This is a genomic window from Caballeronia eucalypticola (assembly GCF_047608185.1).
GTDB lineage: Bacteria > Pseudomonadota > Gammaproteobacteria > Burkholderiales > Burkholderiaceae > Caballeronia.
Map to the genome: position 1 here is coordinate 116,196 of NZ_JBLKRU010000001.1, position 24,775 is coordinate 140,970.

Annotated in this window: 25 protein-coding genes, 1 tRNA gene and 1 pseudogene; 10 read left to right on the forward strand and 17 right to left on the reverse strand. The window is 59.7% G+C overall.

Features of this window, described 5'->3' with window-relative positions; all coding sequences use genetic code 11:
* Positions 1-10: 10 nt before the first annotated feature.
* The 6 genes from ACMX25_RS00575 to def form a co-directional block, all read right to left on the reverse strand.
* The gene (locus ACMX25_RS00575; protein ID WP_414947635.1) at positions 11-619 is read right to left on the reverse strand and encodes a DUF4390 domain-containing protein; all 609 of its coding nucleotides are present in this window, start codon (positions 617-619) and stop codon (positions 11-13) included.
* Entirely contained in the window at positions 616-2,100 is a 1,485-nt protein-coding gene (gene rsmB, locus ACMX25_RS00580; RefSeq protein WP_414947636.1) for a 16S rRNA (cytosine(967)-C(5))-methyltransferase RsmB, read from the reverse strand. The genes ACMX25_RS00575 and rsmB overlap by 4 nt, the downstream gene beginning before the upstream one ends.
* A gap of 207 nt (positions 2,101-2,307) precedes the next feature.
* On the reverse strand, positions 2,308-3,165 hold the full coding sequence (htpX, locus tag ACMX25_RS00585) for a zinc metalloprotease HtpX (RefSeq protein ID WP_414947637.1): 858 nt from the start codon (positions 3,163-3,165) through the stop codon (positions 2,308-2,310).
* A 154-nt stretch (positions 3,166-3,319) separates the two neighbouring features.
* Positions 3,320-3,970, reverse strand: coding sequence for a LysE family translocator (locus tag ACMX25_RS00590; protein ID WP_414947638.1), 651 nt, complete (start codon positions 3,968-3,970; stop codon positions 3,320-3,322).
* Positions 3,971-4,043: 73 nt separating this feature from the next.
* The gene (gene fmt / locus ACMX25_RS00595) at positions 4,044-5,036 is read right to left on the reverse strand and encodes a methionyl-tRNA formyltransferase (protein WP_414947639.1); all 993 of its coding nucleotides are present in this window, start codon (positions 5,034-5,036) and stop codon (positions 4,044-4,046) included.
* Positions 5,037-5,085: 49 nt separating this feature from the next.
* Positions 5,086-5,589: a peptide deformylase gene (gene def / locus ACMX25_RS00600; protein WP_414947640.1), complete on the reverse strand. Its 504-nt coding sequence runs from the start codon at positions 5,587-5,589 to the stop codon at positions 5,086-5,088.
* Between the two features lie 212 nt (positions 5,590-5,801).
* Here def and dprA point away from each other — a divergent pair.
* The 3 genes and pseudogenes from dprA to ACMX25_RS00615 all read left to right on the forward strand — a co-directional run bounded on the left by dprA (position 5,802) and on the right by ACMX25_RS00615 (position 10,514).
* Positions 5,802-7,119: pseudogene (gene dprA, locus ACMX25_RS00605) on the forward strand (DNA-processing protein DprA).
* A gap of 84 nt (positions 7,120-7,203) precedes the next feature.
* Entirely contained in the window at positions 7,204-7,581 is a 378-nt protein-coding gene (locus ACMX25_RS00610; protein ID WP_414947641.1) for a thioredoxin family protein, read from the forward strand.
* A gap of 284 nt (positions 7,582-7,865) precedes the next feature.
* Positions 7,866-10,514, forward strand: a complete 2,649-nt coding sequence (locus ACMX25_RS00615; RefSeq protein WP_414947642.1) for a DNA topoisomerase III — start codon at positions 7,866-7,868, stop codon at positions 10,512-10,514.
* Between the two features lie 110 nt (positions 10,515-10,624).
* On the opposite strand, the gene ACMX25_RS00620 is transcribed toward ACMX25_RS00615, so the two are convergent.
* Together ACMX25_RS00620 and ACMX25_RS00625 are read right to left on the reverse strand one after the other, a co-directional pair.
* A complete protein-coding gene (locus ACMX25_RS00620) occupies positions 10,625-11,743 on the reverse strand; it encodes a LysR family transcriptional regulator (RefSeq protein WP_414947643.1) in 1,119 nt (372 codons plus the stop codon).
* A gap of 336 nt (positions 11,744-12,079) precedes the next feature.
* Positions 12,080-13,930 (reverse strand): phosphoenolpyruvate carboxykinase (GTP), encoded by a 1,851-nt coding sequence (locus ACMX25_RS00625; protein WP_414947644.1) that lies wholly within the window; start codon positions 13,928-13,930, stop codon positions 12,080-12,082.
* Positions 13,931-14,426: 496 nt separating this feature from the next.
* Between ACMX25_RS00625 and ACMX25_RS00630 the strand changes: the two genes are divergently transcribed.
* Entirely contained in the window at positions 14,427-15,440 is a 1,014-nt protein-coding gene (locus ACMX25_RS00630) for a D-2-hydroxyacid dehydrogenase family protein (protein ID WP_414947928.1), read from the forward strand.
* A gap of 7 nt (positions 15,441-15,447) precedes the next feature.
* Here the strand turns inward: ACMX25_RS00630 and ACMX25_RS00635 are convergent, their stop codons facing one another.
* From ACMX25_RS00635 to ACMX25_RS00645, 3 genes are read right to left on the reverse strand one after another with little or no spacing between them, the layout of a single operon-like run.
* Positions 15,448-15,924: an OsmC family protein gene (locus tag ACMX25_RS00635; RefSeq protein ID WP_414947645.1), complete on the reverse strand. Its 477-nt coding sequence runs from the start codon at positions 15,922-15,924 to the stop codon at positions 15,448-15,450.
* A 24-nt stretch (positions 15,925-15,948) separates the two neighbouring features.
* Positions 15,949-16,824, reverse strand: a complete 876-nt coding sequence (locus tag ACMX25_RS00640; RefSeq protein ID WP_414947646.1) for a patatin-like phospholipase family protein — start codon at positions 16,822-16,824, stop codon at positions 15,949-15,951.
* A 7-nt stretch (positions 16,825-16,831) separates the two neighbouring features.
* Positions 16,832-17,236 (reverse strand): PaaI family thioesterase, encoded by a 405-nt coding sequence (locus ACMX25_RS00645; protein ID WP_414947929.1) that lies wholly within the window; start codon positions 17,234-17,236, stop codon positions 16,832-16,834.
* A gap of 250 nt (positions 17,237-17,486) precedes the next feature.
* Between ACMX25_RS00645 and ACMX25_RS00650 the strand changes: the two genes are divergently transcribed.
* Positions 17,487-17,562 (forward strand) — tRNA-Lys (locus tag ACMX25_RS00650).
* Positions 17,563-17,862: 300 nt separating this feature from the next.
* Here the strand turns inward: ACMX25_RS00650 and vapC are convergent.
* The 3 genes from vapC to ACMX25_RS00665 form a co-directional block, all read right to left on the reverse strand.
* The gene (vapC, locus tag ACMX25_RS00655) at positions 17,863-18,267 is read right to left on the reverse strand and encodes a type II toxin-antitoxin system VapC family toxin (protein WP_414947647.1); all 405 of its coding nucleotides are present in this window, start codon (positions 18,265-18,267) and stop codon (positions 17,863-17,865) included.
* Positions 18,264-18,458, reverse strand: coding sequence for a type II toxin-antitoxin system VapB family antitoxin (locus ACMX25_RS00660; RefSeq protein WP_414947648.1), 195 nt, complete (start codon positions 18,456-18,458; stop codon positions 18,264-18,266). Before ACMX25_RS00660 ends, vapC begins: the two co-directional genes overlap by 4 nt.
* A 371-nt stretch (positions 18,459-18,829) precedes the next feature.
* On the reverse strand, positions 18,830-18,970 hold the full coding sequence (locus tag ACMX25_RS00665; RefSeq protein WP_414947649.1) for a hypothetical protein: 141 nt from the start codon (positions 18,968-18,970) through the stop codon (positions 18,830-18,832).
* Between the two features lie 912 nt (positions 18,971-19,882).
* Here ACMX25_RS00665 and ACMX25_RS00670 point away from each other — a divergent pair.
* On the forward strand, positions 19,883-20,023 hold the full coding sequence (locus tag ACMX25_RS00670) for a hypothetical protein (protein ID WP_414947650.1): 141 nt from the start codon (positions 19,883-19,885) through the stop codon (positions 20,021-20,023).
* Positions 20,024-20,265: 242 nt separating this feature from the next.
* Here the strand turns inward: ACMX25_RS00670 and ACMX25_RS00675 are convergent, their stop codons facing one another.
* The gene (locus tag ACMX25_RS00675) at positions 20,266-20,625 is read right to left on the reverse strand and encodes a helix-turn-helix domain-containing protein (protein ID WP_414947651.1); all 360 of its coding nucleotides are present in this window, start codon (positions 20,623-20,625) and stop codon (positions 20,266-20,268) included.
* A 150-nt stretch (positions 20,626-20,775) separates the two neighbouring features.
* Here ACMX25_RS00675 and ACMX25_RS00680 point away from each other — a divergent pair, with 150 nt between their 5' ends.
* Together ACMX25_RS00680 and ACMX25_RS00685 are read left to right on the forward strand one after the other, a co-directional pair.
* Positions 20,776-21,201, forward strand: coding sequence for a hypothetical protein (locus ACMX25_RS00680; RefSeq protein WP_414947652.1), 426 nt, complete (start codon positions 20,776-20,778; stop codon positions 21,199-21,201).
* Positions 21,202-21,231: 30 nt separating this feature from the next.
* Positions 21,232-21,678, forward strand: a complete 447-nt coding sequence (locus ACMX25_RS00685) for a hypothetical protein (RefSeq protein ID WP_414947653.1) — start codon at positions 21,232-21,234, stop codon at positions 21,676-21,678.
* A gap of 53 nt (positions 21,679-21,731) precedes the next feature.
* Here ACMX25_RS00685 and ACMX25_RS00690 read toward each other — a convergent pair whose 3' ends face one another.
* Positions 21,732-21,938 (reverse strand): hypothetical protein, encoded by a 207-nt coding sequence (locus ACMX25_RS00690; protein ID WP_414947654.1) that lies wholly within the window; start codon positions 21,936-21,938, stop codon positions 21,732-21,734.
* A gap of 503 nt (positions 21,939-22,441) precedes the next feature.
* Between ACMX25_RS00690 and ACMX25_RS00695 the strand changes: the two genes are divergently transcribed.
* Together ACMX25_RS00695 and ACMX25_RS00700 are read left to right on the forward strand one after the other, a co-directional pair.
* Positions 22,442-22,759, forward strand: coding sequence for a type II toxin-antitoxin system PrlF family antitoxin (locus ACMX25_RS00695; RefSeq protein ID WP_414947655.1), 318 nt, complete (start codon positions 22,442-22,444; stop codon positions 22,757-22,759).
* A complete protein-coding gene (locus tag ACMX25_RS00700) occupies positions 22,759-23,235 on the forward strand; it encodes a type II toxin-antitoxin system YhaV family toxin (protein WP_414947656.1) in 477 nt (158 codons plus the stop codon). The genes ACMX25_RS00695 and ACMX25_RS00700 overlap by 1 nt, the downstream gene beginning before the upstream one ends.
* A 255-nt stretch (positions 23,236-23,490) precedes the next feature.
* Here ACMX25_RS00700 and ACMX25_RS00705 read toward each other — a convergent pair whose 3' ends face one another.
* On the reverse strand, positions 23,491-24,756 hold the full coding sequence (locus ACMX25_RS00705) for an MFS transporter (protein ID WP_414947657.1): 1,266 nt from the start codon (positions 24,754-24,756) through the stop codon (positions 23,491-23,493).
* Positions 24,757-24,775 lie beyond the last annotated feature (19 nt).

Genomic DNA, 24,775 nt, shown 5'->3' on the forward strand with positions numbered 1-24,775 from the left:
GCGGCGTAGTTTATTTAGCACTGGTCGCCGCCGTAAAAGTAAAACGCTTCCAGTCGGAAGAAAGATTCCAGTCGCGGTTGTTGACCGCGTCGATCTGGAACGGCTTGGGCATTAATGCGATATCGAGCTGCATGCGAACCGACGCGTTGTACGTCTCGCCAGGCTGGACCTGGTTACGATCGATCACGTGCCACGACGTCACATGCTTGATGACGGCAAGCGCCTCTTGCAGCGTAGCGAAGCCAAGCTGCAAGCCCCCCGTGGAGACACGATATTCGCGCGTCAGGGGTTGAAACGAAAGCCGAATGCTTTGCGACACGCTCACCGGCTCTTCGTCGAACCAGTACCAGCGCGGCCGGGAGAGATCGAAATCGGTTGTGAAATACAAAGGCACGCCCTTGTTCACGGCGTCTTCAAGACTGCTGTTGAGATCGAAGTCGAAACGGGCGTCGAGACTCCAGCCCGATCCGTCCGCCTGCAACGACGCGCGCTGCACAGCAATGGGATCGGCCTGCGCAGCCGAAACAGGCATGAACGACAGCGCAAGGCTCAATAACAGGGCCAGCACGGCCTGGCCGGCAGGCGCGAGCCGCAGCGGGAAAAAGCGTTTGATCGTCACCGTTTCTGAAAGCGCGCGTAGAAGAATCCGTCATGGTCCGCAAAGGCTTGCGCGTCCCGCGCAGATGATGTGCGGGTACGTTGCGCCTCGCCTGAATTGTCCGTCAGCGAGTTCGTGACCGGGTCCGGTGATACTTGCGAACCAACCGCGCCGGCGCGGCTGGCTGTCGGCAATAATTGCCCCGGCGCGTCCAATCGTACCGCATCTTCGTGCACCTCTCCAAACCACTGCGCCTGCAACTCGCCCTCTTCGGGGAAGATCGAACACGTAACGTAGAGCAACTCACCGCCGGTCGAGACCAGTGGCCAGAGCGCGGCGAGAATGCGGCGCTGCTCTTCGACCAGGGCGGCAATGTCGGTAGGACGGCGCAACCAGCGAATGTCAGGATGGCGTCGAACGATCCCCGACGCTGAGCACGGCACGTCGGCGAGTATGCGATCGAACGGATCGCCGTCTGACCAGGCCGACGGATCGCCGGCATCGCCTACGCGAATTTCCGCCTGCACATTCAGGCGCTGCAGGTTCTCCCCGATACGCCGCGCGCGCACCGGGTCGCTTTCCACCGCGATCAACTCGACATTCGCCAGTTCCAGCACGTGGCCCGTCTTGCCGCCAGGGGCCGCGCAGGCATCAAGCACGCGCATGCCGTCGCGCGCGTTCAGCAACTGCGCGGCAAGTTGAGCGCCAGCGTCCTGCACCGAGACGACGCCATCGGCGAAACCGGGAATCTTCTCGACGGACATGGGCGTCTTGAGGCGCACGGCGTGAATACCGACGGCTTCGGCTTCTATGTGCTCGGCCTTGAGGACGTCGATATATTGCGCGACGCTCATGCGCCGTGCGTTGACACGCAACGTAAGCGGGCCTTGCCGGTTACCGGCGTCGAGGATGTTTTCCCACTCGTCTGGCTGGCTGCGCTTGACCGCGTCGATCCACCACGCGGGATAGTTGAAACGCGCGACGGGGTTGCTTTGAACCTCGGCCAGCAATGCATCACGTTCGCGCAAAAACGAGCGCAGCACCGCGTTGACCAGACCCTTCGCAAACGCGAACTCGCGCCGTGCGGCGATGGCGTTGACGGCTTGATCGACAATGGTGAAAGGCGTGTACGCGGCGTGGGCTTCGTCATCGACCAGCAGCGCGAACGCGCAGGCCATCACATTCGATACATGCGGCGGCGGCGGCTTGCGCACCAGTTTTGCGATCAGCGCGTCGGCCACGGCAAGACGCCTCAACGTGCGATACGCAATGTCCTGCGTCGCCCCGCGGGACACCGCCACGTGCGTTGTCGCAATAACCGTCTGCAAGGCTGCGGGCAACGCGGAACCGGCACGCACCGCGCCGAGCGCTTGCGCGGCGGCATCGAGCGCGAACGCGAGTGAATCGGGAGCGAGGTTAAGCGTGGCGAGACGGGCGTCGGACGACGCTCGGCTGCTGTCCGCCGATGAAGCTGTGCGGCGTCGGAAAGGCTTTTCGGTCATGTCGGGGCGAAGGCGTTCGAGCCGGCCGATGCCGGTCCGCACAAACGAAGCATTGTAACTTGCGAGGGGTTTGGCCTGAGATTAGGACCCGGACGATGGCCGAACGGTCGGGATTAGAGGCAGTCCGCTGTTTATGACATGGTTTGAAAAAGCCCACCGCCGCTTGCGCGGCGATGGGCTTGTGGCTGCGGCCTGAGCCCAGCGTCATTATTCCATCCGTCCGGTTCGCGCCATCTCCATCAGGCGCGCGACGCGCTCCTCGGTCGCCGGGTGAGTGGAAAAAAGCTTGGAAATTCCACCGCCCGCCAGCGGATTCATGATCATCATTTGCGCGGTGGCAGGATGCTGCTCGGCGGTCGGAAAAGGCACGCCCGCTGCATACGCGTGAATTTTCTCGAGCGCGCTGGCAAGTGCCTGCGGATCGCCGGAAATCTGCGCGCCGCCGCGATCGGCTTCGAATTCCCGCGCCCGGGAGATCGCCATCTGGATCAGCGCGCCCGCCAGCGGCGCCAGCATGGCGACGGCAATACTGGCGATTGGATTCGAGCGCCGGCCGTCGGAATCCCGCCCGCCAAAGAACATGGCGAAGTTGGCCAGCGCCGAGATCGCACCGGCCATGGTGGCGGAAACCGTCGAAATCAAAATGTCCCGATGCTTCACGTGCGCCAACTCATGCGCCATCACGCCACGCAATTCGCGCTCGGACAACACCCGCAGGATGCCGGTGGTCGCCGCCACCGCCGCGTGCTCCGGATTACGGCCGGTTGCGAACGCGTTGGGCGCGTTTTCGTCGATGAGATACACCTTGGGCATGGGCAACTGCGCGCGCGTAGCAAGTTCGCGAATCATCCGATAAAACTGCGGCGCGCTGGCTTCGTCCACTTCCTGTGCGTTGTACATCTTCAGCACGAGCTTGTCGGAGAACCAGTATGAGAAGAAATTCATGCCGAGGGCGACGAGCAGCGCGAGCATCATCCCTTTGCTGCCGCCGATCATTCCGCCGATTACGACAAAGAGGGCCGTGATCGCTGCCATCAGCATCGCCGTTTTGACCCAGTTGAACATGTCTTGAACTCCTCACCCAATATCAATGCGCGTTACGCGCGAGCGGCCGAAGCGGCCTTTTTGCCTGACCGGGCAATCCGTCAAAGATAGCCGGCCCCGGATTGTAAGCAAAATGTTAGATAAGGGCATCGCGGAAAAATTCAATCGCTTTCGACTACCTATGCGAACTCGCCAGCTTGATGCCCAATCCGACGAACGCACTACCCACCACCCGGTCCAGCCAAAGCTTGACGCCCGGTTTCCCGGAGAAGCGTTGCGTCACGCTGCCCGCGATCCACGCCACGAACGTATTCCAGAAGGTGCTGACCAGCACGAACACCAGGCCGAGTGCGAGGAACGCGAGGGTCTTGTGCGCGCTGTCGGCAGCAACGAATTGCGGGATGAACGAGACGAAGAACAGCACCACTTTCGGGTTCAGCACGTTGGTGACGAAGCCCTGCGTGAAAAGCTGTTGCAGCGACTTCGGCGCAGTGCGAACGCGGGAATCTTCTACTTCGTCGCTGGCTTTCGTTACCGCCGGCTTCGCGAAGATCAACCGCACGCCGAGATAGATTAGATAAATCGCGCCTGCGAACTTGACGATAGTGAACGCGGTAACCGACGCCGCCAGCAACGCCGTCAGCCCGAATGCGCAGGCCAGCGTATGCACGATGCAGCCAAGCGCAATACCCAGCGCCGATACCACACCCGCGCCCCGTCCTTGCGCAACACTTCGGCCGACGATGTACGCCGTATCCGGTCCCGGCGTAACGCTCAGCAACATGACGGCGACGATAAACAGCGTGAAACCGGTGATTCCAAGCATTGCGGGACCTTCGTTTTGTTTTTGCTGGCTTTAGATGTTTTGGCAGCTGCGCAGGAAACGCTCCGGCACCGGTTCAGGCACCCGGCGCCACTTCCTGAAGTTCGAATCGTTGCCCTTTAACAATAGGCGATCCGGCAAGAAATTCGCGTACCGGGAGTCGTTTGCCGCCGGGCTTTTGCAACTGCGTGAGACGCAAGCCGCCCTGAGCGCAGGCAACCACGACACCCTCCGGGCTGCTTTCCACAATCACGCCGGCTTCGGCATCGTCCGGCAATTCGACCGGCTCCGCCGCCCAGATCTTTACGACCACGCCATCAAGCGTTCCAAACGCGCCGGGGAACGGGTCGAAGGCGCGAATCTGGCGCGCGAGCATGCTTGCCGGACGCCGCCAGTCGAGCGCCGCTTCGTGCTTGGCAATCTTCTCCGCGTAGGTCGCGCCGTCCTTCGGCTGTGGCGCGGCGGGCAAGGCGCCGTCGCGCTCGATATCCCGCAGCGCTTCAACGATCAGATCCGCGCCGAGCTGCGCCATGCGGTCGTGCAGCGTGGCGGTGGTATCGGTGGAACCGATTGGGATATGACCTTTGACGATCATCGCGCCGGCATCGAGCCCGGCATCCATCTGCATCAAGGTGATACCCGTCTCGGCGTCACCGGCTTCAATCGCACGATGAATGGGCGCGGCGCCGCGCCAGCGAGGCAACAGCGAACCGTGGATATTGATTGCGCCCAGCGGCGGGATGTCGAGCACTTCCTGCGGCAGGATCAGCCCATATGCCGCCACGACCATGATGTCGTGCGGCGTGGCCTTCAAGAGCTCAATAGCAGCGGCCGCTTCCTCGGGATACTTGCCGTTGCGCCGTAACGAGGTTGGCTGCGCCACCGGCAAGCCGTGCTCGGTCGCAAACCGCTTCACCGGCCCGGCGGCCAGTTTCAAACCGCGCCCGGCAGGCCGGTCCGGTTGCGTCAACACGAGCGGCACAGGAAAACCCGCTGCGTGAATGGCGGCCAGCGCGGCAGCGGCAAATTCGGGTGTTCCGGCAAATACGACACGCAGCGATTGAGTCATCGATTCAGCAACCTGCAAATTCCAGCATCAGTCTTAATGAATCGACGCGTCACAGCGCCTTTTCGAGTTTTCTCATCTTGCCGCGAATTCGCGTCTGCTTAAGCGACGACAAGTATTCGACAAACACGCGCCCCATCAGGTGATCCATTTCATGCTGGATGCACACGGCGAGCAACTCGTCGCAGTCGATTTCGAACGTCTCGCCCTTCTCGTTCAGCGCGCGCACGCGGACCTTTTCCGGGCGCTCGACGAAGTCGTAAATGCCTGGCACCGACAAGCAGCCTTCCTCGTGATCCTTCTTCTCGTCACTCGACCAGATGATCTCCGGATTGATGAAGGCCTGAAGCTGGTCGTGCGTGTCCGATGTGTCGATCACGATCACGCGTTCATGCACGTCAACCTGGGTCGCGGCAAGGCCGACGCCAGGCGCCGCGTACATGGTTTCAGCCATGTCGGCGACAAGCCGGCGAATCCGGTCATTGACGACCTCTACGGGCTTCGCGACCTTGTGCAGACGCTTGTCCGGGTACTTGAGTATGTTGAGCAGAGCCATGATTCAGATTATCGACGCACGCCGCAGCGCGCGATAGTCGGCCATTCGGCCAGGTTGTAAAAGAGTGCCGGTATCGGGAAGATGATTGGGCCGAAATGCGGCGCTTCAACGTCGTTTCTGCGCCGCTCGTGGGGCGGCAACGCGTAGTCCGAACAGCCGGAAATCAGGCCGCTCGACAATCCTTTCGTATTTCGGAATATGAAAATTTTAACATGACAGCTTTCCTGCTGCCGACGGCCGACGCCACGCCCTGTCTGGGCGAAACCGATTTACAGGACCTTTCAGCGTGGCTGCGGCTAGCGAACGCGAGCGGTTTGCCGCTCATCGCGCTGCGTGCATTGCTTGCGGAATTCGGCGGCCCGCAGGCGGTATTGAACCAGCCATTCGGTGCGCTCGCAGGGTATCGCCAGCGTGAAAGCTGCGCATGCCGTGCTGGGTCCTCCGCCACGCTCGGAACTCGGCTCATTCGACGAATGCCTGGCGCGCACGCTCGAGTGGGCGTCGGTTCCAGGCAACAGAATCGTCACGCTTGCTGATTCAGCGTACCCACCTGCGCTTCTGACCATGCCCGATCCGCCACCGCTGCTATATATAAAGGGCCGGCTGGACCTGCTCCAGGCGCGAGCAGTTGCGATCGTCGGCAGCCGGAGTGCAACGCATCAAGGTATTGATGACGCCCGCCGCTTCGCGCACGCCCTTTCCGAGGCGGGCCTCGTGATTGTGTCTGGGCTCGCGCTGGGTATCGATGGCGCCGCGCATCGCGGCGGGCTGATCGGTCCGGGCGGCACGATTGCGGTTATTGGAACGGGTGCGGATCTTGTTTATCCGCCACTGCATCACGCGCTGGCGCATGAAATTGCGCTGAACGGCACCATTGTGTCGGAATGGCCGCTCGGCACGCCGGCCCGGCCGGCGAATTTTCCGCAACGTAACCGGCTGATTGCGGGGCTGACGAGTGGCGTGCTGATCGTCGAAGCAGCCATGCGCTCGGGTTCGCTGATTACCGCCCGGCTCGCGAACGAAATGGGGCGCGATGTTTTCGCGATTCCCGGATCGATCCACGCGCCGCAGTCGCGCGGGTGTCATCGGATGATCAAGCAGGGGGCGAAGCTGGTCGAAACGCCCGAGGATATTCTCGAAGAGTTTGGTTTCGCGGTTTCTGCCGTAGCTGCGGAGGCTTCAGTTCCAACACCACGAAGGCGGGGGAAACCTCGGCCAGCAGAAGTCACCAGCACCGAACCGGCTACCAGTGAATTCGCGCTGGAGCTTCAAGACGCGTCAGGCGCATTTTCCACCGCGCGCGGCGCCAAGCCGGCGAGCGCGTCCTGGGCCTACGCTTCCCTAAAATCTGCCAATCCCGAAGCCGAACGCCTGCTCGATGCACTCGGACACTCGCCCGCGACGCTTGAAATTCTCGCTGAACGGACCGAAATGAATGGCGCAACGTTGCAAAGCCTGCTGCTGCAACTCGAAATGTCGGGGCGCATTGGGGCATCGCCGGGAGGACGCTTTACCCGGCTTGAACGCTGATTTTTCGACGCCATGCTACATTCGCGACAAAATCCGCTTCCTGCAAGACCCGCACATTACCGACGAAAAGGATCGCAAGGAACCATGCCCGCGTTGAATCTCGACACCGACGCCGATCAGATTGCCGAGCGCCTGGCCAGCGCCGGCACGCTGCTCGTCGCCTGCCTGTGCGCCGAATGGTGCGGGACGTGCCGCGATTATCGCGAGAGTTTCAACCTGCTCGCCGATGCCCATCCGGACATCTGCTTTGCATGGATCGACATCGAGAACCAGGCGGATCGCTTCGATGACCTCGATGTGGAAAATTTTCCGACTGTGTTGATCGAAGACGCCGTGACAACCCGTTTTTTTGGAACGGTGTTGCCCCAAACGTCCATTGTTGCGCGCATGTTGACCGACTTGAGCGCGTTGCCGCGTATGGTGGGCGCACCGAAGATCCGGCCCGCGCTGGTCGTCGCGTGAACTGACGCGCGAGACGACGCGCGAGACGAGGTTTGCATCAGCGGGTGAATCAGATCAACCGACAAGAACACCATGCGCACCTGAGCGCATCCGTAAGCTGAAACGGCTTTTGCGCTTGCATCACAAAGCGCCCACATTCACCGTTCGGCATCCCGCGTTTCATTAATTGCCAGACCGCGCGCCGCACGCCATATGCTATAAAGCGGACGTTAACGGGTCCGAACCGTGGTGGCGCAAGCCGCCCAAACCCGGCCTCAATGCCAGTCCCTAACTAGAATCGAGTCATGTCCAAAGCCCTGATCATCGCTGAAAAGCCTTCTGTCGCGAACGACATCGCGCGCGCTTTGGGCGGCTTCACCAAGCATGACGAATATTACGAAAGCGAAGACTACGTGCTGTCGTCGGCTGTCGGCCACTTGCTCGAAATTGCCGCGCCGGAAGAGTACGAGGTCAAGCGCGGCAAGTGGAGTTTCGCCAATTTGCCCGTCATTCCGCCGCATTTCGACCTGAATCCGATCGCGAAGAGCGAATCGCGGTTGAAAGTGCTGACCAAGCTGCTCAAGCGCAAGGACGTCGATCGCCTGATCAACGCCTGTGACGCGGGGCGCGAGGGCGAACTGATTTTTCGCCTGATCGCGCAGCACGCGAAGGCCAAACAGCCGGTGCAGCGCCTCTGGCTCCAGTCGATGACCGCCGGCTCCATCCGCGACGGTTTCGCGAACCTGCGCAGCGACGCCGACATGCAGCCGCTCGCCGACGCCGCTCGTTGCCGCTCCGAGGCCGACTGGCTGGTGGGCATCAACGGCACGCGCGCCATGACTGCGTTCAACAGCAAGGGCGGCGGTTTCTTCCTCACGACGGTTGGCCGCGTTCAGACGCCCACGTTGTCTATTGTCGTGGAACGCGAGGAAAAGATCCGTCGCTTCGTGTCGCGTGATTATTGGGAAGTGCGTGCCGAATTCATTGCCGCGAAGGGCATGTATGAAGGGCGCTGGTTCGACCCGAAATTCAAGCGCGTCGAAGGCGATCCGGAGCAACGTGACTCGCGGCTCTGGAGCTTGCCGGCCGCTGAAACCATTGTTGCGGCCTGCCGCGGCAAGACCGGTACGGTCACCGAAGAAGCGAAGCCGACCACGCAGATGTCGCCGCTGCTGTTCGACCTGACCAGCTTGCAGCGCGAAGCCAACGGCCGTTTTGGCTTTTCGGCCAAGAACACGCTCGGCCTGGCTCAGGCGCTGTATGAAAAGCACAAGGTGCTGACCTACCCGCGTACCGACGCCCGCGCGCTGCCCGAAGATTACATCCCGACGGTGAAAGACACGCTCGCCATGCTCAAGGAGAGCAACAACTACTTGCCGCACGCGAAGCAGGTGTTGGACAAGGGCTGGGTGAAGCCGAACAAGCGCATCTTCGATAACTCGAAGATCAGCGATCACTTCGCCATCATCCCGACGCTGCAGGCGCCGAAAGCGTTGTCCGAGCCTGAGCAGAAGCTGTACGACCTGGTCGTGAAGCGCTTCCTTGCGGTGTTTTTCCCGGCGGCCGAGTACCTCGTCACCACGCGGATCACCGAAGTCTCGGGCCATCATTTCAAGACCGAAGGCAAGGTGCTGGTTGAACCGGGCTGGCTGCAGGTCTACGGCAAGGAAGTAGGCGGCGAAGAGGCGAATCTCGTGCAGGTTCAGAAGGACGAGAAGGTCGACGTCGAGAAGGTCGCGGCGGTCGGTCTCGTCACGAAACCGCCTGCGCGATACAACGAAGCATCGTTGCTCTCGGCCATGGAAGGCGCGGGCAAGCTCATTGAAGACGAGGAATTGCGCGAGGCGATGGCCGCGAAGGGTCTCGGCACGCCGGCTACGCGCGCGGCGGTTATCGAAGGTCTACTGGGCGAAAAGTACATGGTGCGCGAAGGCCGTGAGCTGATTCCAACGGCTAAGGCATTCCAGTTGATGACCTTGCTGCGCGGCCTTGGCGTCGAGGAATTGACGGCGCCGGAACTGACCGGCGAGTGGGAGCACAAGCTGTCGCAGATGGAACGCGGCAAGCTCCCGCGCGACGAGTTCATGCAGGAAATCGCGCGCATGACACAGACCATCGTGAAGCGCGCGAAAGAGTACGACTCCGACACCATCCCGGGCGATTATTCGACGCTCGAAACTCCGTGTCCGAATTGCGGCAGCCAGATCAAGGAGAACTATCGGAGATTCGCTTGTACGAAGTGCGAGTTCTCGATGTCGAAGATTCCTGGCGGACGGCAGTTCGAGATTCCGGAAGTCGAGCAGCTGATCAAGGACAAGACCATTGGGCCGTTGTCGGGTTTCCGCAGCAAGATGGGCCGGCCGTTCTCGGCGATCCTGAAGCTGTCTTTCGACGATGAAATCAAGAACTGGAAGCTTGAGTTCGACTTCGGTCAGGATGCAGGCGGCGAAGACGGCGAACCAGTGGATTTCTCGGAACAGACGCCTGTTGGCGCGTGTCCGAAGTGCCACTCAAAGGTCTATGAGCACGGCATGAGTTACATCTGCGAAAACTCGGTGGCGAACCCGAAGACCTGCGATTTCCGTTCGGGCAAGGTGATCTTGCAGCAGGAAATGTCGCGCGAGCAGATGTCGAAGTTGCTGGAGGAGGGCCGGACGGACTTGCTGACGGGCTTCAAGTCGTCGCGCACCGGCCGGAACTTCAAGGCATTCCTCGTGAAGCAGCCGGACGGCAAGATTGGCTTCGAGTTCGAGAAGAAAGAACCGAAGCCCGGTGCAAAACCAGCCGTCAAGCGCGGTGCGGCGGCAGCGACTGAAACGGAGGACGAAGGTGACGGCGACGTCGCCGTGGTCGCCAAGAAAACAGCCGTGAAGTCTGCGGCCAAGGCTGCTGCGAAGAAAGCGCCGGCAAAGAAAGTGGCGGCCAAGAAGGCACCGGCTCGGAAGGCGGGTTAGTTTTCGGTTTTCAGGGACCTGTTGGTTAGGCCCGCAGCATTAAAAAAGCCCGCGATTCATTCGCGGGCTTTTTTCGTTCATCGTAAAGAAACCTCACCACTGCGGTCTCCTCAAAAGGGCGAGGGCATCGCCGGCATCGCACGCGAGCGCGACTTGGCGGCCTTGCCAGCGACCTTGTTGTCATCGGCGGAGGGCAAATCGGCTTCAAAGCGTGCGCCGCCTTCGGCTTCCGCGTAAGCCGCGTGCGCGACCAGCGGCTCGGAATCGCGTTCATCGATTGCCGGCGCGCCCGGCTTCACGAATCCGTCCTTCACCCACTGCTCGCCTAGCTGATGATTCGGCGTCTGGCTGAAATGCTCGACAAGGTGATCGATGAACGTGCGAACCTTCGCGGGCAAATGGCGCCGGCTCGGATACGCGACGTTGATCTCGACCTGCGGCAACTGGTAGTCGCTTAGCAAGCGCACCAGCTTGCCGCGCGTGGTGTCGTTGCCGATCAGGTAGCTCGGCAGGATGGCGATGCCCATGCCTAGCAGCGCGAACTGGCGCAGCATCTCGGTATTGTTCGCGACAATCACGTTCGTCGGCCGCACGCGCACTTCGCCTTCCGGCCCCGTGAAAACGCGCTCATCGCCGAAATATTCGGAGGGCAAGCTCAGCGACGGATGTTCGGACAAGTCTTCCGGCCGCGTCGGCACGCCATGCTTTTCGAGATACCCGGGCGTGGCGCAGACGGTCAGGCAGCCAGTCGTGAGCCGCCGCGTGACAATGCTTGCGCTGCGCATCTGGCGCGCGATCACAATGCCGACGTCGAAGCCCTCCTCCACCAGATCGACTTGCCGGTCCACCAGCGTGACGTCCGGCACGACTTTCGGATAGCGCTCCGTATAGGTTTGCAGCACGGGCGCAAGGTTGTGCAGGCCGAATACGACGGGTGCGACAATTCGTAGCGATCCAACCGGCTCGTGGTTACGCGCAACCACCATTTGTTCGACATCCTCGAGCTCGTCGAGGATCTGGCGGGCGCGTTCCAGGTACACCTGGCCCGACTCGGTCAGCGACAGGCTGCGCGTGGTGCGGTTGAGCAGCCGAGTGCCCAGGCGCCCCTCCAGGTCAGCGATATGACGTGTTGCCACTGCATTCGAGATATCCATCGCGCCGGCTGCGCGGGCAAAACTGCCGAGATCCGCCACACGGACGAATACTTTCATCGACTGCAAATGATCCATGAGACAACTCCTGCTGCTAGACAGCCTCTTTTAAATACCAGAAGCAATTCGGAATTATCCTAGGACTCCCGTTTTCGTGCAGAAGTTGCCTTAAATGTGACTTTTTCCAATAAAAGATTTCGGCTTTACCATTCGGTAAGGTGAAACACGGTGCATTGTTGCTAAATTCGGAACGATGTGACTAACAAACGTCCACCGTCATATTTCTGAAAAGCTGGCTGAAGCAATTTTGACGCAGTAAGGCGGGAAATGCATAAGGACCGCTAATGCGGCCCTTATTTCATCGATTATGTCGACTTCCGTCACTAATCGCGCTTAACTAGCTTTCACAAAAAATCAGGCCGATACCCGTTTTTCGATCGCCGCTTTTGTTTCTGCAAGTTCAGCGGGCAGCCCTTGAGCGAGTTTCGTGAACAACTCATCGTGCAGTTCGAGTTCTGCGCGCCATGCCGAGTCTTGCACGGAGATCACGCGCTCGAACTGCTCGCGCGTGAAATCAAGGGCGCCCCAGTCGATGTCCTCGAAGCGCGGCGAAAGCCCGAACGCGTGTTCAACGCCGTGAGCGGTGCCTTCAATACGGCCGATCATCCAGCTCAGCACGCGCATGTTGTCGCCGAAACCCGGCCACACGAACTTGCCGTCCGCGTCCTTGCGGAACCAGTTCACGCAGAAGAACTTGGGCAGTTTGGCATCGAGTTGTTCAAGCCGTTCGCCCATTTTCAGCCAGTGGCCAAAGTAGTCGCTCATGTTGTAGCCACAGAACGGCAGCATGGCGAACGGGTCGCGCCTGACCACGCCCTGCTGGCCGGCCGCGGCGGCGGTGGTTTCCGAGCCCATGGTCGCGGCCATGTAGACGCCCTCGTTCCAGTTGCGCGCTTCTGTGACGAGCGGCACGGTGTCGGAGCGGCGCCCGCCGAAGATAAACGCATCGATCGCGACGCCGGCCGGATTTTCCCAATCGGCATCAATCGATGGACATTGCGCAGCCGGCGCCGTGAAACGCGCGTTCGGATGGGCGGCCTTCTTGTCCGACTCTGGCGTCCAGTCGTTGCCCTGCCAGTCGATCAAGTGTGCCGGCGGCGTGTCGGTCATGCCTTCCCACCAGACGTCGGCGTCGTCGGTGAGCGCCACGTTCGTGAAGATCACGTTCTCCTTGAGCGTCGCCATGGCGTTGAAGTTGGTCTTTTCGCTCGTGCCCGGCGCCACGCCGAAATAACCCGCTTCGGGATTGATTGCGTAGAGCCGCCCGTCGCGGCCCGGCTTGATCCAGGCAATGTCATCGCCAATGGTCGACACCTTCCAGCCCGCCATGTCCTGCGGCGGGATCAGCATCGCGAAGTTGGTCTTGCCGCACGCCGACGGAAACGCCGCCGCCACGTGATACTTGCGCCCTTTCGGCGACGTCACGCCGAGAATCAGCATGTGTTCGGCGAGCCAGCCTTCGTCGCGTCCCATCGTCGATGCAATTCGCAGCGCGAAACATTTCTTGCCAAGCAGCGCGTTGCCGCCATAACCCGAACCGAAACTCCAGACCTCGCGGCTTTCCGGAAAATGGACGATGTATTTCGTGTCGTTGCACGGCCACGGCACGTCCTTCTGTCCTTGTTCCAACGGCGCGCCGACCGAATGCACGCAGGGCACGAACTCGCCCTCAGTGCCCAGCACGTCATACACCGCGCGGCCCATGCGCGTCATGATGCGCATGTTCGTCACTACGTACGGACTATCCGTCAATTCCACGCCGATATGAGCGATCGGCGAGCCGAGCGGACCCATCGAAAAGGGGACGACGAACATCGTGCGGCCGCTCATGCAGCCGTCGAAGAGACCATCCAGCGTGAGGCGCATTTCCGCGGGGTCGATCCAGTTGTTGGTCGGACCGGCCTCTTCGGGGCGCGCCGAGCAGATGAACGTGCGATCTTCGACCCGCGCGACGTCGGACGGGTCCGAGCAGGCGAGATAGGAATTAGGCCGTTTGGCCGGATTGAGGCGTTTGAGCGTGCCGGCATCGACCATGAGTTGCGACAGCCGGTCGTACTCCTCTTCTGATCCGTCGCACCATTCGACGCGGTCCGGCTTCGTCAGCGCGGCGACTTGCTGCACCCAATCGATGAGTTTCTGATTCTTCACGTACCCCGGCACGTCGTTGTCGGCGACGTGTTGATCTACTACTGCGGGCTGGTTCATCGAGCACACTCCGTTCTTGGAAGAGAAAACGGTTTGCAACTCGCCGGCGCTGCTCGCGAGAGGCGCATTCCGGTCGCGGTTCATCTGCACGGAGGAATTCACGTAGCAGGCGGGGCGACACAAAAACAAGGCATGCGTCGGGAGTTGTCTAGACTTGAAGGCGACTGCCGTCCTGAAATCGCGGCTTGCGTCGGCACGGAACAAGCTGTTAAAAAGGGATAGGAATTGTCTCCATCGTTGCCGGTATTCCGGCGGTAGCGACGCGTGAATGGCTAAACTGCCTGTTCCGCATTCGAATTCTTTCGAACACCATCCGACGACCGGTAAATTCGTCGGGTTCCACCAGCAGCTTAACGCGACGCGATGCCCGTATTTTGGCGAATTCATACGTAATTACCCGATTTCTCCGTAATTACCCGAACTTACCGCGTTGATCCCTGTCCATCCTCGAATTTCTGCAGCACGTTTGATGCCAATCAAAAGCCAATCCATGCCAATCAAAATTGCCATCCTGGACGACTACCAAGACGCCGTTCGCAAGCTCGATTGCTTTAGCCTGCTCGCCGATCACGAGGTGAAAGTATTCAATAACACGGTGCGCGGACTCGGACAGTTGGCTAGCAGACTCTCTGAAGTAGAAGCGCTCGTCTTGATTCGCGAGCGCACCCGGATCAGCTCGCAACTGCTCGACAAACTGCCGCGGCTGCGCATGATCAGCCAGACCGGCAAGGCGGGCGGCCATATAGAACTCGATGCCTGTACCGAACGGGGCATTGCCGTGCTGGAAGGCAGCGGCTCACCCATCGCGCCGGCTGAATTGACCTGGGCGTTGATCATGGCTGCGCAGCGCCGGATTCCTCAGTACGTCGCGAACCTGAAGCAGGGCGCGTGGCAGCAATCCGGTCTGAAGACCTCGGCGCTGCCGCCCAATTTCGGCCTGGGCCAAGTGCTTCGCGGCCAGACGCTCGGGATCTGGGGATACGGAAAGATCGGCCAATTGCTCGCCGGTTACGGCAAGGCGTTTGGCATGAAAGTGGTGATCTGGGGCCGGGAGCGCTCACAGGAAGCCGCACGCGCGGACGGCGTGGATGTAGCCGAAAGCCGCGAAGCGTTGTTTGAACAAAGCGATGTGCTCTCGCTGCATCTGCGGCTGAGTGACGAAACGCGCGGCATTGTCACGGCCGCCGATCTGATGCGCATGAAGCCCACCGCGCTGTTTGTGAATACCAGCCGCGCGGAATTGCTCGAAGAAAACGCGCTGCTCAATGCGCTGCATCACAACCGGCCGGGGATGGTGGCTATCGACGTGTTCGAGAGCGAGCCGATCCTGCAGGGTTACAGCCTGCTGCGCATGGAAAACGTCATTTGTACGCCGCACATCGGGTATGTGGAGAAGGAGAGTTACGAGCTCTACTTCTCGGCGGCGTTCAAGAACATCCTGGCCTTCGATGCCGGCGACACATCGAGTGTCGCCAATCCGGAAGCGCTGGTGGGCGGACGTCGTCGATAGCCGATAGTTAGACGGTGGAAATGTCCGTGGACGGCTCGCATCGGACGGGGAAGTTGACCGAGTTCGCGATGAAGCAGAACTTATGCGCTTCCTCGTGCAGACGGGCGGCCAGCGTCACGTCGCCGCCCGCGCCGATGGTCACTTGCGGGCGCAGGACGACGTCGGTGAAGCGGCCACTTCCTTGCGCCGTTTCCTCCATCGTGCCGACCGGATCATCCACGTAACCGGTCACCGCGATGCCATTCACGGCGCAAAGGTGCAGGTACCAGAGCATGTGGCACGACGACAGCGACGCGACGAACAATTCCTCCGGGTTGTGGCGCGTGGCGCTGCCGCGAAACGCCGGGTCGCTCGATGCCTCGATGGCCGGTTTGTTCGCCGCACGCACCAGATGGTCGCGGGAGTACGCGTCGTAGCGTGAGGTGCCGGAGCCCTGATCGCCGGTCCAGACAACTTGCAGCGTGTATTTGTGGTGTTTGGTCATCGGTTCAACACTCCTTTTGAGATGCTAGAGATGCGCTGCTGCGCCGAGCAGATCGGGCAAGCGTGTCAGGAATTGCTCACCATCGTTGCGGCCCAGGTCGTATGCAGGGCGCATTAGCGACGGGCTCGTGTAATCCCATGCCGAAATTGGCACCTTGCGCGACGGCTGCACATACACGCGACGCTGGTCGCAATTCGCGCCGCGCTCCACGACAAACATCTGCGGTCGCGGATACACGCGCGTCACCATCACGAGAACGAGTCCCGGCGATGCATCCAGCGCGCCGACCGGCACATTGTCGACCATGCCGCCATCGAGCACTGGCCGCCCGTTCCGGCGCATGACCGGCGTGAACGGCGGCGTACACGATGATTGCAGGATCAGGTCGGCGAGGTCATCGACGGTCGCGCAGTCTTGCGCCTTCACGAATTCCGGATGAAAACCGAGGGACTGGCCGAGTGTCGGATGCAGCTTCTTGCGCACGTACTTTTCGATGTTATAGGCGTTCAGCCCCGCGGCCACCGCGCTGCGGGCGCCTAGCCAACGCGGCAAATGCGATACGCCGATACGAATTTCCGGCGCGTTTTCCAGCGATGGAAACCCGGCGCCGTAGATATCGAGTAGTGCCTGCCTGTAGATCCGATAGTGCGGGAACACCGATTGGCCGCGCAGTAAATTGCCCCAATACGCGTTCTTTGGATTGTCGCGCAGCGCGTGCGCGTAATAGTCCATCACCCATTCGGAGTGGTTCAGATACAGCATGCAGGCCGTGGCCGCGCCGGCCGAAATGCTGGTGATCACGCGCGGGCGCAGGTTGAGTTCCGGCTGGACAATGTCCCAGAAACCGGCCTGCCACCAGCAGCGGTTACCGCCGCCGGCGAATACGACTTGATCGAACATGGGTTTTTTAGGTGAGAAGCATGACCGTGGTGGTCGCGTGAGCGGCGAGCGCGCCGGTTTCATCGTGGAGTTCGATTTCGCCGAAGACCAGGTTGCGGCCGCGGCGCAGGATTGACGCTGTTACCAGGACATCGCCCGTTTTTACGGGGCGCAGGAAGCTTGTAGTGAGCGAGACGGTGGTCATCGGCTGGAAACCGCCTAGTGCGTGCGCGATGGCGACGATCATGGTGGTATCGGCGGCGGCCATGAAAACCTGGCCGCAGATCACGCCGCCCACGTGACGAAGTTTGTCCGCCTGCGGCAAGCGCAGGGTGACGCTGGTATCGGTGGAGCTTTCCGGCGCCAAGCCCAGGTCGCGGATCCACGGCGCGAAGGTGGTATCGAGCAAAACGCGGATGGCGGATTTGTCCATGGGGTTGGGTTTATTGATGATCGGGTCGCGCCGCTGCTTTCGTGCGGTTGTATGGCCCGCAGAAAGGGCGTCCGTCATGATAACGGCTCGTGACAATTGCTCGAAGCGAGGCTTTTTGGGATAGACGATAGACACCTGAGCCATGTGTCATGGGCTTACAGACGTCTGCGAGACGGTTTATTTCAGTTTTTGAGTTGCGGATAGTTGCGCCATCGACGAAAACGTAGCTATAATTCGGATTCAGTTTTTTGGGGCGTTAGCTCAGCTGGTAGAGCAGCGGACTCTTAATCCGTAGGTCGACAGTTCGAATCTGTCACGCCCCACCAAGTATTTAAAAGGGTTCCGAGCGATCGGAGCCCTTTTTCTTTTCAACGCAAAACCATCGTTGCCTTCTTTTTGTCTGCCGTGCCGGTTGGAGTGACGCCGAGGCGTATCCCAGTATTGAGCACACCGACCAGCGGGATTTCCTCGTGCGACTTGAGCTCCCTAGTGGGAGTGCGGTCAACCAGAGCCGGCCTTTGATGTGCGTCTCGATCGCCGCCTGACACAGGAAAGGGACGATGCGCTCGCCCCAAATCCCGGAAGCGGAATACAGGCGTGGGTTGCGCACGCAATCGTCGACCTGATCAGTCGTCCAGTGCAGCTGATCTAAGGCCTAGGTAATCGACAAAAGGATTGAAGTCCCTGTCGCTGAACAGCAGCGAAACGCCATTCTCGATGCAGTAAGTTGCGATCAGCGTATCGATGGTTTTCCGGATCGTCACGCCCTGCGCTCTCAAGGCACGGTAATTTCGCGCAGCCTGAACAGCGTTATCAGGGCCGACGAGCGACACAACGCTCAGGCGCGTCGTCATCAGTTGCCTGGCTGTGTTGAATTCGGACTCGGCCGAGAAGCCCTGCAATACTTCCGCTACGATCAGGTCACCGGTTAGCAGCGCTTCCATGATCAGCAAGGCGTCGAGTTTGTCGGTTTCCGGCGAGGTCACGCCCCGAAAATAATCGATCCAGACGCTCGAATCAACGAGCGTCATCGATCCGTTCTCATTGCATCAAGATCGCCTTCCCAGTGAAGCTTCCCCCGGAACTGGCGGATCTGTTCCTGCTGTTTGAGCCGGATGATCGTCTTCAGGCCGAGTTCGACAGCTTCCCGCTTGGTCTTGACGCCTGTCGCGGCGAGTGCTTCGGCCATCAGCATGTCGTCGATGTCGATGTTGGTGCGCATGGCATACCTCGCAATGTGTATAGTCTATTTAAATTATACACATCTCGAACTTACGCAAATTTCATTCGAGCCGTCGGATTATTGAACTGCTGACGGAGGAAGTCATCGAGCATCTGGTGTTTGGCCTGATGGACGGTAAGCGACATCCATCTCCGTTAGGCCCATCCAACGTGCCGCCGCCCCAGTCATATGCAACCATCGGTGACCGTGCTGACGCCGCAAGCTCAGCCGTCAGTTCATGATGCTTGATATTCATGCGCAAGAGGGACGGCACTGCGCCCCAGGGCGCGAAGCGGCCCTGTTCACGATCTCGCAGAGCAGCGACCGGCGTCCAACGCACAGCAAAGGTAGATTGGCTCACGCCAGACGCTTCACGCCTGCCGCACGAGTATCTGTTCGGGAGTGTTCACACGACCGACACGCGCCTTAGCTTGCTCAAACGCCTGGCGCAGATCCGGCAGCGGCGCGCCGGTATCGACCTCGATGGCCGTGGCGATTTTCTCGATGTACATCACGCCACCTTTCGGATGTCCTTGGGAAGCATGATCTCGCGCTCGGCCTTGGCATAGGGCGCCACGAGCAACAGGATTTCCTCATCGGTTTGATTGAGTAGATCACGCGGCTGCCGCGAGACTTGCCGGTACCTTCGCGCTTCCAGTAAACCTAACGAGCACCATCGTTGCCCGGGATCAAATCCCCCGCATCAGGGTTTGCGGCGATCCAAGTGATCAAGCCGAAGCGCTCGGCCTCGGACCAGACACGCTCAGCTTACTTCTGGAAGGTCAGGGTTTCGATCACGGCCGTCGGAAGTCTTGCCATGCAGCCAAAGAGAGCAGATGCGCCGCTGCGGCCCTTCGGATAGAGGATCGGAGCAAACACCTTGACCAAAACTTGACCAAAGTAGGCAAAAATTGCCTCAAAAAGGGCTTAAAGCTTAGCCCGTTTGTGGAAGGCTACCACTGCAAGTGGTTTGATTTTGCTGAACTTATATTCTTGCCTATTTGCTGCAGATGGGACTCTTAATCCGTAGGTCGACAGTTCGAATCTGTCACTCCCCACCAAGTATTTAAAGGGTTTGTGAGCCGTGCGCTTGCAAACTCTTTTTCGTTTCGAAGCAGTTCGGCCGGTTCTTTGCCCCACTCCCTCTACCCGATAGCTTTTATCGAGCGGGAATGAGCAGAAATTCAAGGATCGGATGCGTCAATTCGAAACGTCACAGCATGAGCCCCCAGATGTGCCTCCGATGCGCCAACGCGCTGAGTGAGGGGTCGGCGTGCTCGCCAATCCGGGTAGGCTTTTTCCTCGAAAGAAGCGGTGTTGCGCTACGCCCATGACGCTTTGGAAGGGGGTGAATTAGCCTCTCGATGCCGGTGTTAGGGCTTAGATGGCGCCAAAGTTTTCGTGCGGACGTCGAAAACCAGCCCATGAAAAACAATAGACCCCTCGAAATCATCCTCGGCGGCTCGGTGGACATGGAAGCGCAGTCGCTCGGCTTGTCGGTGGCGGCGATCCGCAACGCCCAGGGCAAGAAGAACCCTGGCGACTTCCCCCGTCGATTCGACTGAATGGCATCGGGTGTGCGAGGAATTCGTTAGTGACGTGTATGTGGCGCTCGGCGGAGATCCGAACGACATGTGGGACGATTCCGCATTTTTCGAGTTTGGCTACGAGAGCGAAGAAGGCTATCAGCAGGCGCTGGACGAAGAGTTGCGCAATCAGACCTAAGGTCTCCACCGCCAGAATTAATAACCCATCTGCAAAGCCCTTCCCGTTGATACCGTCGGAAAGGCCTGGAAACGCCTTGCCTTTACCCGGGTTCCGCCTCCCCGGTGTTTTCTTTGTCCTCCGGTGCACCAATGATCGCCGCCACGAGCCCCAGTACTCCCCTCTTTTCCCGGGGTTTAAGCTCGCGATAGCCGGCGAGCAACCGTTCCTCGTCGCTATCGAGCGCGAGAGTTGACTGGTCAGACGTACGTCCAGTCAGGAGATACAGCACGTCGACGCCAACCTCCGCGATCCCCGCCAGATAGCCGGCATCCGGATATCTCAACCCTTTCTCGTAGTTGAGCTGCGCATGCTTCTGCACACCGCCAGCATTCGCCAGCACCGCCTGGTTCAGGCCCAGCCGACGTCGCTCCTGCTTCAGTCGCGACGGAAAGGTATCCATTTGTGAAACTTGTCTTGAAATATTCACGTTTAGATACTATTGTTAGTGGTATATCCAATTGGCTACCAGATGATGGTATCGCGCCTAGCGCGATACGCACCTGTTTTACGCTTCTACAATCGTTTGCGTCTATCCGAAAGGGGAAATGTCATGCTGCACAACTACGAAATTCGCGGTGCCCTAGCGGTCCGCGCCGGCTTCAGACACGCCCACGCGCAACAGCTCGCTGAAAGCCTTGCCAAGCCGGCCGACGTCTATTTCGCTACCGATGCGGTGACCCATTCGCTCGTGATACGCGTGCGTGGTGCGCTCTCGCCAGACGCACAGCAGTCGATCGAAGACACGCTCGCACGGTTTTCGCAGAAATGGTCTGCGGCCGGCGCGATCTTCGTCCGGCAACGCTATGGCGAGTCGTCGTTCGTTGCGTTCGGGCTTTCAGCCCATGTCGAACTGCTCGACGAACTTGCCGATCTTCGCCTCCAGCTGGAAGCGCTAGTGGGGCGTCACGCCTTCGTTCTCGGCCAACTGGGCGCAACGGCCACCGAAACCAGAACGGGGCCGGTCGCCGACGACTAACACGACTTCAAGCATACAAGGATAACTGCCATGGAAAACGGAACGTACATCCTCTCGGGCGCGCTGCCCGTGCATGACGACCTCGAAGTGGAACAGATCGAACGGATCAGGCAACACCTCGGTGGCATCGCCACAGTGTATCTGGCGCACGATCAGACCGCGCATGCGGTATCTCTGCATATCTCCGGCACGATGCTTCGGGATGATGCCCGCATCATCGAGAAACGGATCGAGAAATTCGCCGAAGAAAACGGCACCGCCGGCGCCATCCTCCTGAGCGAATGGAACGGCCTGTCGGACTGGCTCATGGTCGGGTTGAACTGGCATGTGCAATGTCTGCTCAAGCTCGATGCCGTGCAGGAACAGTTCGCAAGACTCGTGGAACGCGACTTCGATTTCCTCGTGCGACTTGATCCAGCCAACGGGAACGCGGCCCGTGAGGGCCGGACGTTGATGTGCGTTTCGGTCGCGACGTGAGCATCGCAGCCATCGTCCGGAATCCTCGATCAGGAGAGGGACGACCCTCCTAACTAAGCTGGGAGTGTGCTGCCCTGCCAGCCCGAAGCAAAATCGCTGCGACATCCAACATCCGGCGGACCAGCCTGAACGCTGGACATGATGATCTCGAAATGCTCGAGAAAAGCGGAATCGATGTTCGGACGTTTGATGTCGGGCGCGATTTCGTAGAAAAGTTCGTGTAGCTGCTGGCGGTTATTCATGTAGTTCTTGATTTTCATCGACCGCTCCTTGTGGCTTGGTGGACACCTAAATTGTGTCGGCACGTGCGTCTCATCATGTTAGAAGCGCCCGAATTACGGAAGCCTATCGCGAAAGCACTGGGACACTAGCTAACCATTTACTGGCCCGGTGCTCTGACTGACCCGGCAGCTGCGTGATTCGATCCAGGGCGGCTTTGCGGTGCGCTTGACATCGACATGATAGCGATCCGCCGCCCTGTTTGAGTCGGACCACGAGTTTGGCGACGGCTTTCGGCGTGTTCACAATTCCACCGACATATACGACAGCGATGGTGTGACAATGCACATTCAGAGCAACCTACTGGCCAACATGTGCGTGATCTGCCCCCTCAATGCGCCTCTAGCTGCTGGTTTGCTCCGTCTCAAGCTTAATCCGCATACATTGAAGTGCGGCAGGCCGATACATGATATTGGCCGCCTAAACCAGCTTGACATGGTAAGGAATATTCCTTACCATGAACTGAAGTTTTCAGGAGAATGCCATGTCCACCCTACACGAGTTTGCGACGATCACCTCCAAGGGACAGATCACATTGCCCAAGCCCATTCGCCAGGCCCTTGGGGTTGATACGGGCAGCAAGGTCGCATTCGACCTGCACGATGATGGGCACATTACTGTCAGCCGTGCAGATGCTGAGCATGAAGATCCGGCTATCGGCGCGTTCCTGGCGCTGCTGGCCCAAGACGTCCAGCACGGTCGCCATGTCCACGGGGTATCTGATGAACTAGCTAAGGCGATGCTGCGGCATGCAGAATTCGCCGATCTGAGCGAGGACATAGCCGGCGACGTGGCTATCTGATGCAGCAACATGGTTGGACGCTGCTGTTCCACGATTGCATCATTGGGCAGCTACAGGCATTGCATGCTGCCGTTCAGCGTGCAGAGCAAAACGACCCGACGGAATTCGAGTCCAATGCGAACGTCAAGTTGTTTCGTGCCATGAGTCAGTTGATTACTGACATCGTGCCAGGCGATCCCTCTCGCGATGAGTACCGACAGGGCAATACCTTGGGTGCTGCTTACCGACACTGGCGGAGAGCCAAGATCGGAAGGCGGTTTCGCTTGTTCTTTCGCTACGACTCGAAGGCGCGCATCATCATCTACGCTTGGGTAAATGATGCGGAAACCTTGCGGTCGTCCGGCAGCAAATCTGACCCGTATGCCGTATTCGAGAAAATGCTCGGTCGTGGCAATCCACCGGATGATTGGGATGCCTTGCTGGCAAGTGCACAGGCGGGCTGGCCATCGTTGAAATCAAACTTGACCAAAACTTGACCAAAGTAGGCGGACATTGACCCCAAGAGGCCTGAAAGTGGAGCTGGCTAGTGAATGGCTTCCGCTGGAAGTCTCTGATTAGACTGCACTTTTACTTCTGCCTATTTGCAAATGGCGGGACTGTTAATCCATAGGTCGACAGTTCGAATCTATCCCGCCCCACGAAAGGTTCATGTAAAAAGCCCAGTCTCGGTGACTAGGCTTTTTGTTTTGTGGCGTCGCTCGACGCCGCTTGCCGGATCCCCCACATGCCTCTCAAACCACCGCATCCCCTTCATCGATACTAAACCGCACTCTCCCCGCATCGATAAACACCCTCAACTGCCGATACCTTACCAAGTACCGCACTCCAACAATCGCCGCCGCGAATCCCGCCGCTGCTGCTACGCCGAGCGCCCAACGCGGGCCGAAGGTATCGGCGACCCAACCTACAACTGGCGCGCCTAAAGGCGTTCCACCCAACGCTATCGCCAGGAAAATTGCCATCACGCGACCGCGCATGGCGGGCTCGGTGGACAGCTGCATCGTGCTGTTTGTCGTTGTGGTGATGGTTTGCGCGGACACGCCAATGACCACCAGCGCAAGACCAAAGAACCCGTAGCTCGGCGCGATCGCCGCCAGCGCACAGCCACCGCCGAAGACCGCGGTACTCGCGAACAATACGGCAATCCGCGGCTTCGCCCGTCTCGCGGCGAGTAGCGCGCCCGCAATTGTTCCGATCGCCATGATCGATGTCAGGAGTCCGTATTGACTCGCTCCAGCATGAAAGACGGTGACGGACATCGTGGAGATAAAAATGGGGAAATTGAGTCCGAACGTGCCGATCAAAAACAGCATGAGCAACACCGCTTTCAGATCCGCCCGCTTCCAGACGTATCGAAACCCTTCAGCAAGACTACCGCGTGCGCGCACAGCCCGCTTGCTCTGATGAAACTCACTAACGCGAAGAAATCCCAGCGAGCAGAGCACTGCGACGAATGACGCCGCGTTGATCAGGAACACCCATCCGGTCCCCACTGATGCAATCAGCACTCCGGCAATGGCAGGACCAATCATTCGCGCGGCGTTGAACGACGTGGAGTTCAGCGCGACTGCATTCGACAGATCGGTTTCGCCGACCAGTTCCGCGACGAAGGTCTGGCGCGCGGGGGCATCGAAGGCGCTGACGCTGCCGAGCAAAAACGCAAACAGGTACACGTGCCACAACTGGACCCATCCGGCGACGGTGAGAATGCCCAGTCCAAGCGCGAGCGTCCCCAAAGCCGCCTGGGTGCCGATCAGGAGTTTGCGGCGATCAAGATGATCGGCCGCAAAACCTGTGAAGGGCAGCAAGAGAAGATGCGGACCGAACTGGAGCGCCATGACCACGCCGACCGAGGTCGCATTGTGGTGGGTCAGTTGCGTGAGCACGAGCCAATCCTGGGCCGTTCGCTGCATCCATGTCCCTATGTTGGAGACAATCGCGCCGCCGGCCCAGACTCGGTAATTGAAGCTGTTCAGCGAGCGGAAGGTGCCTTTCACCGGGCGACTCCCGAGGCTG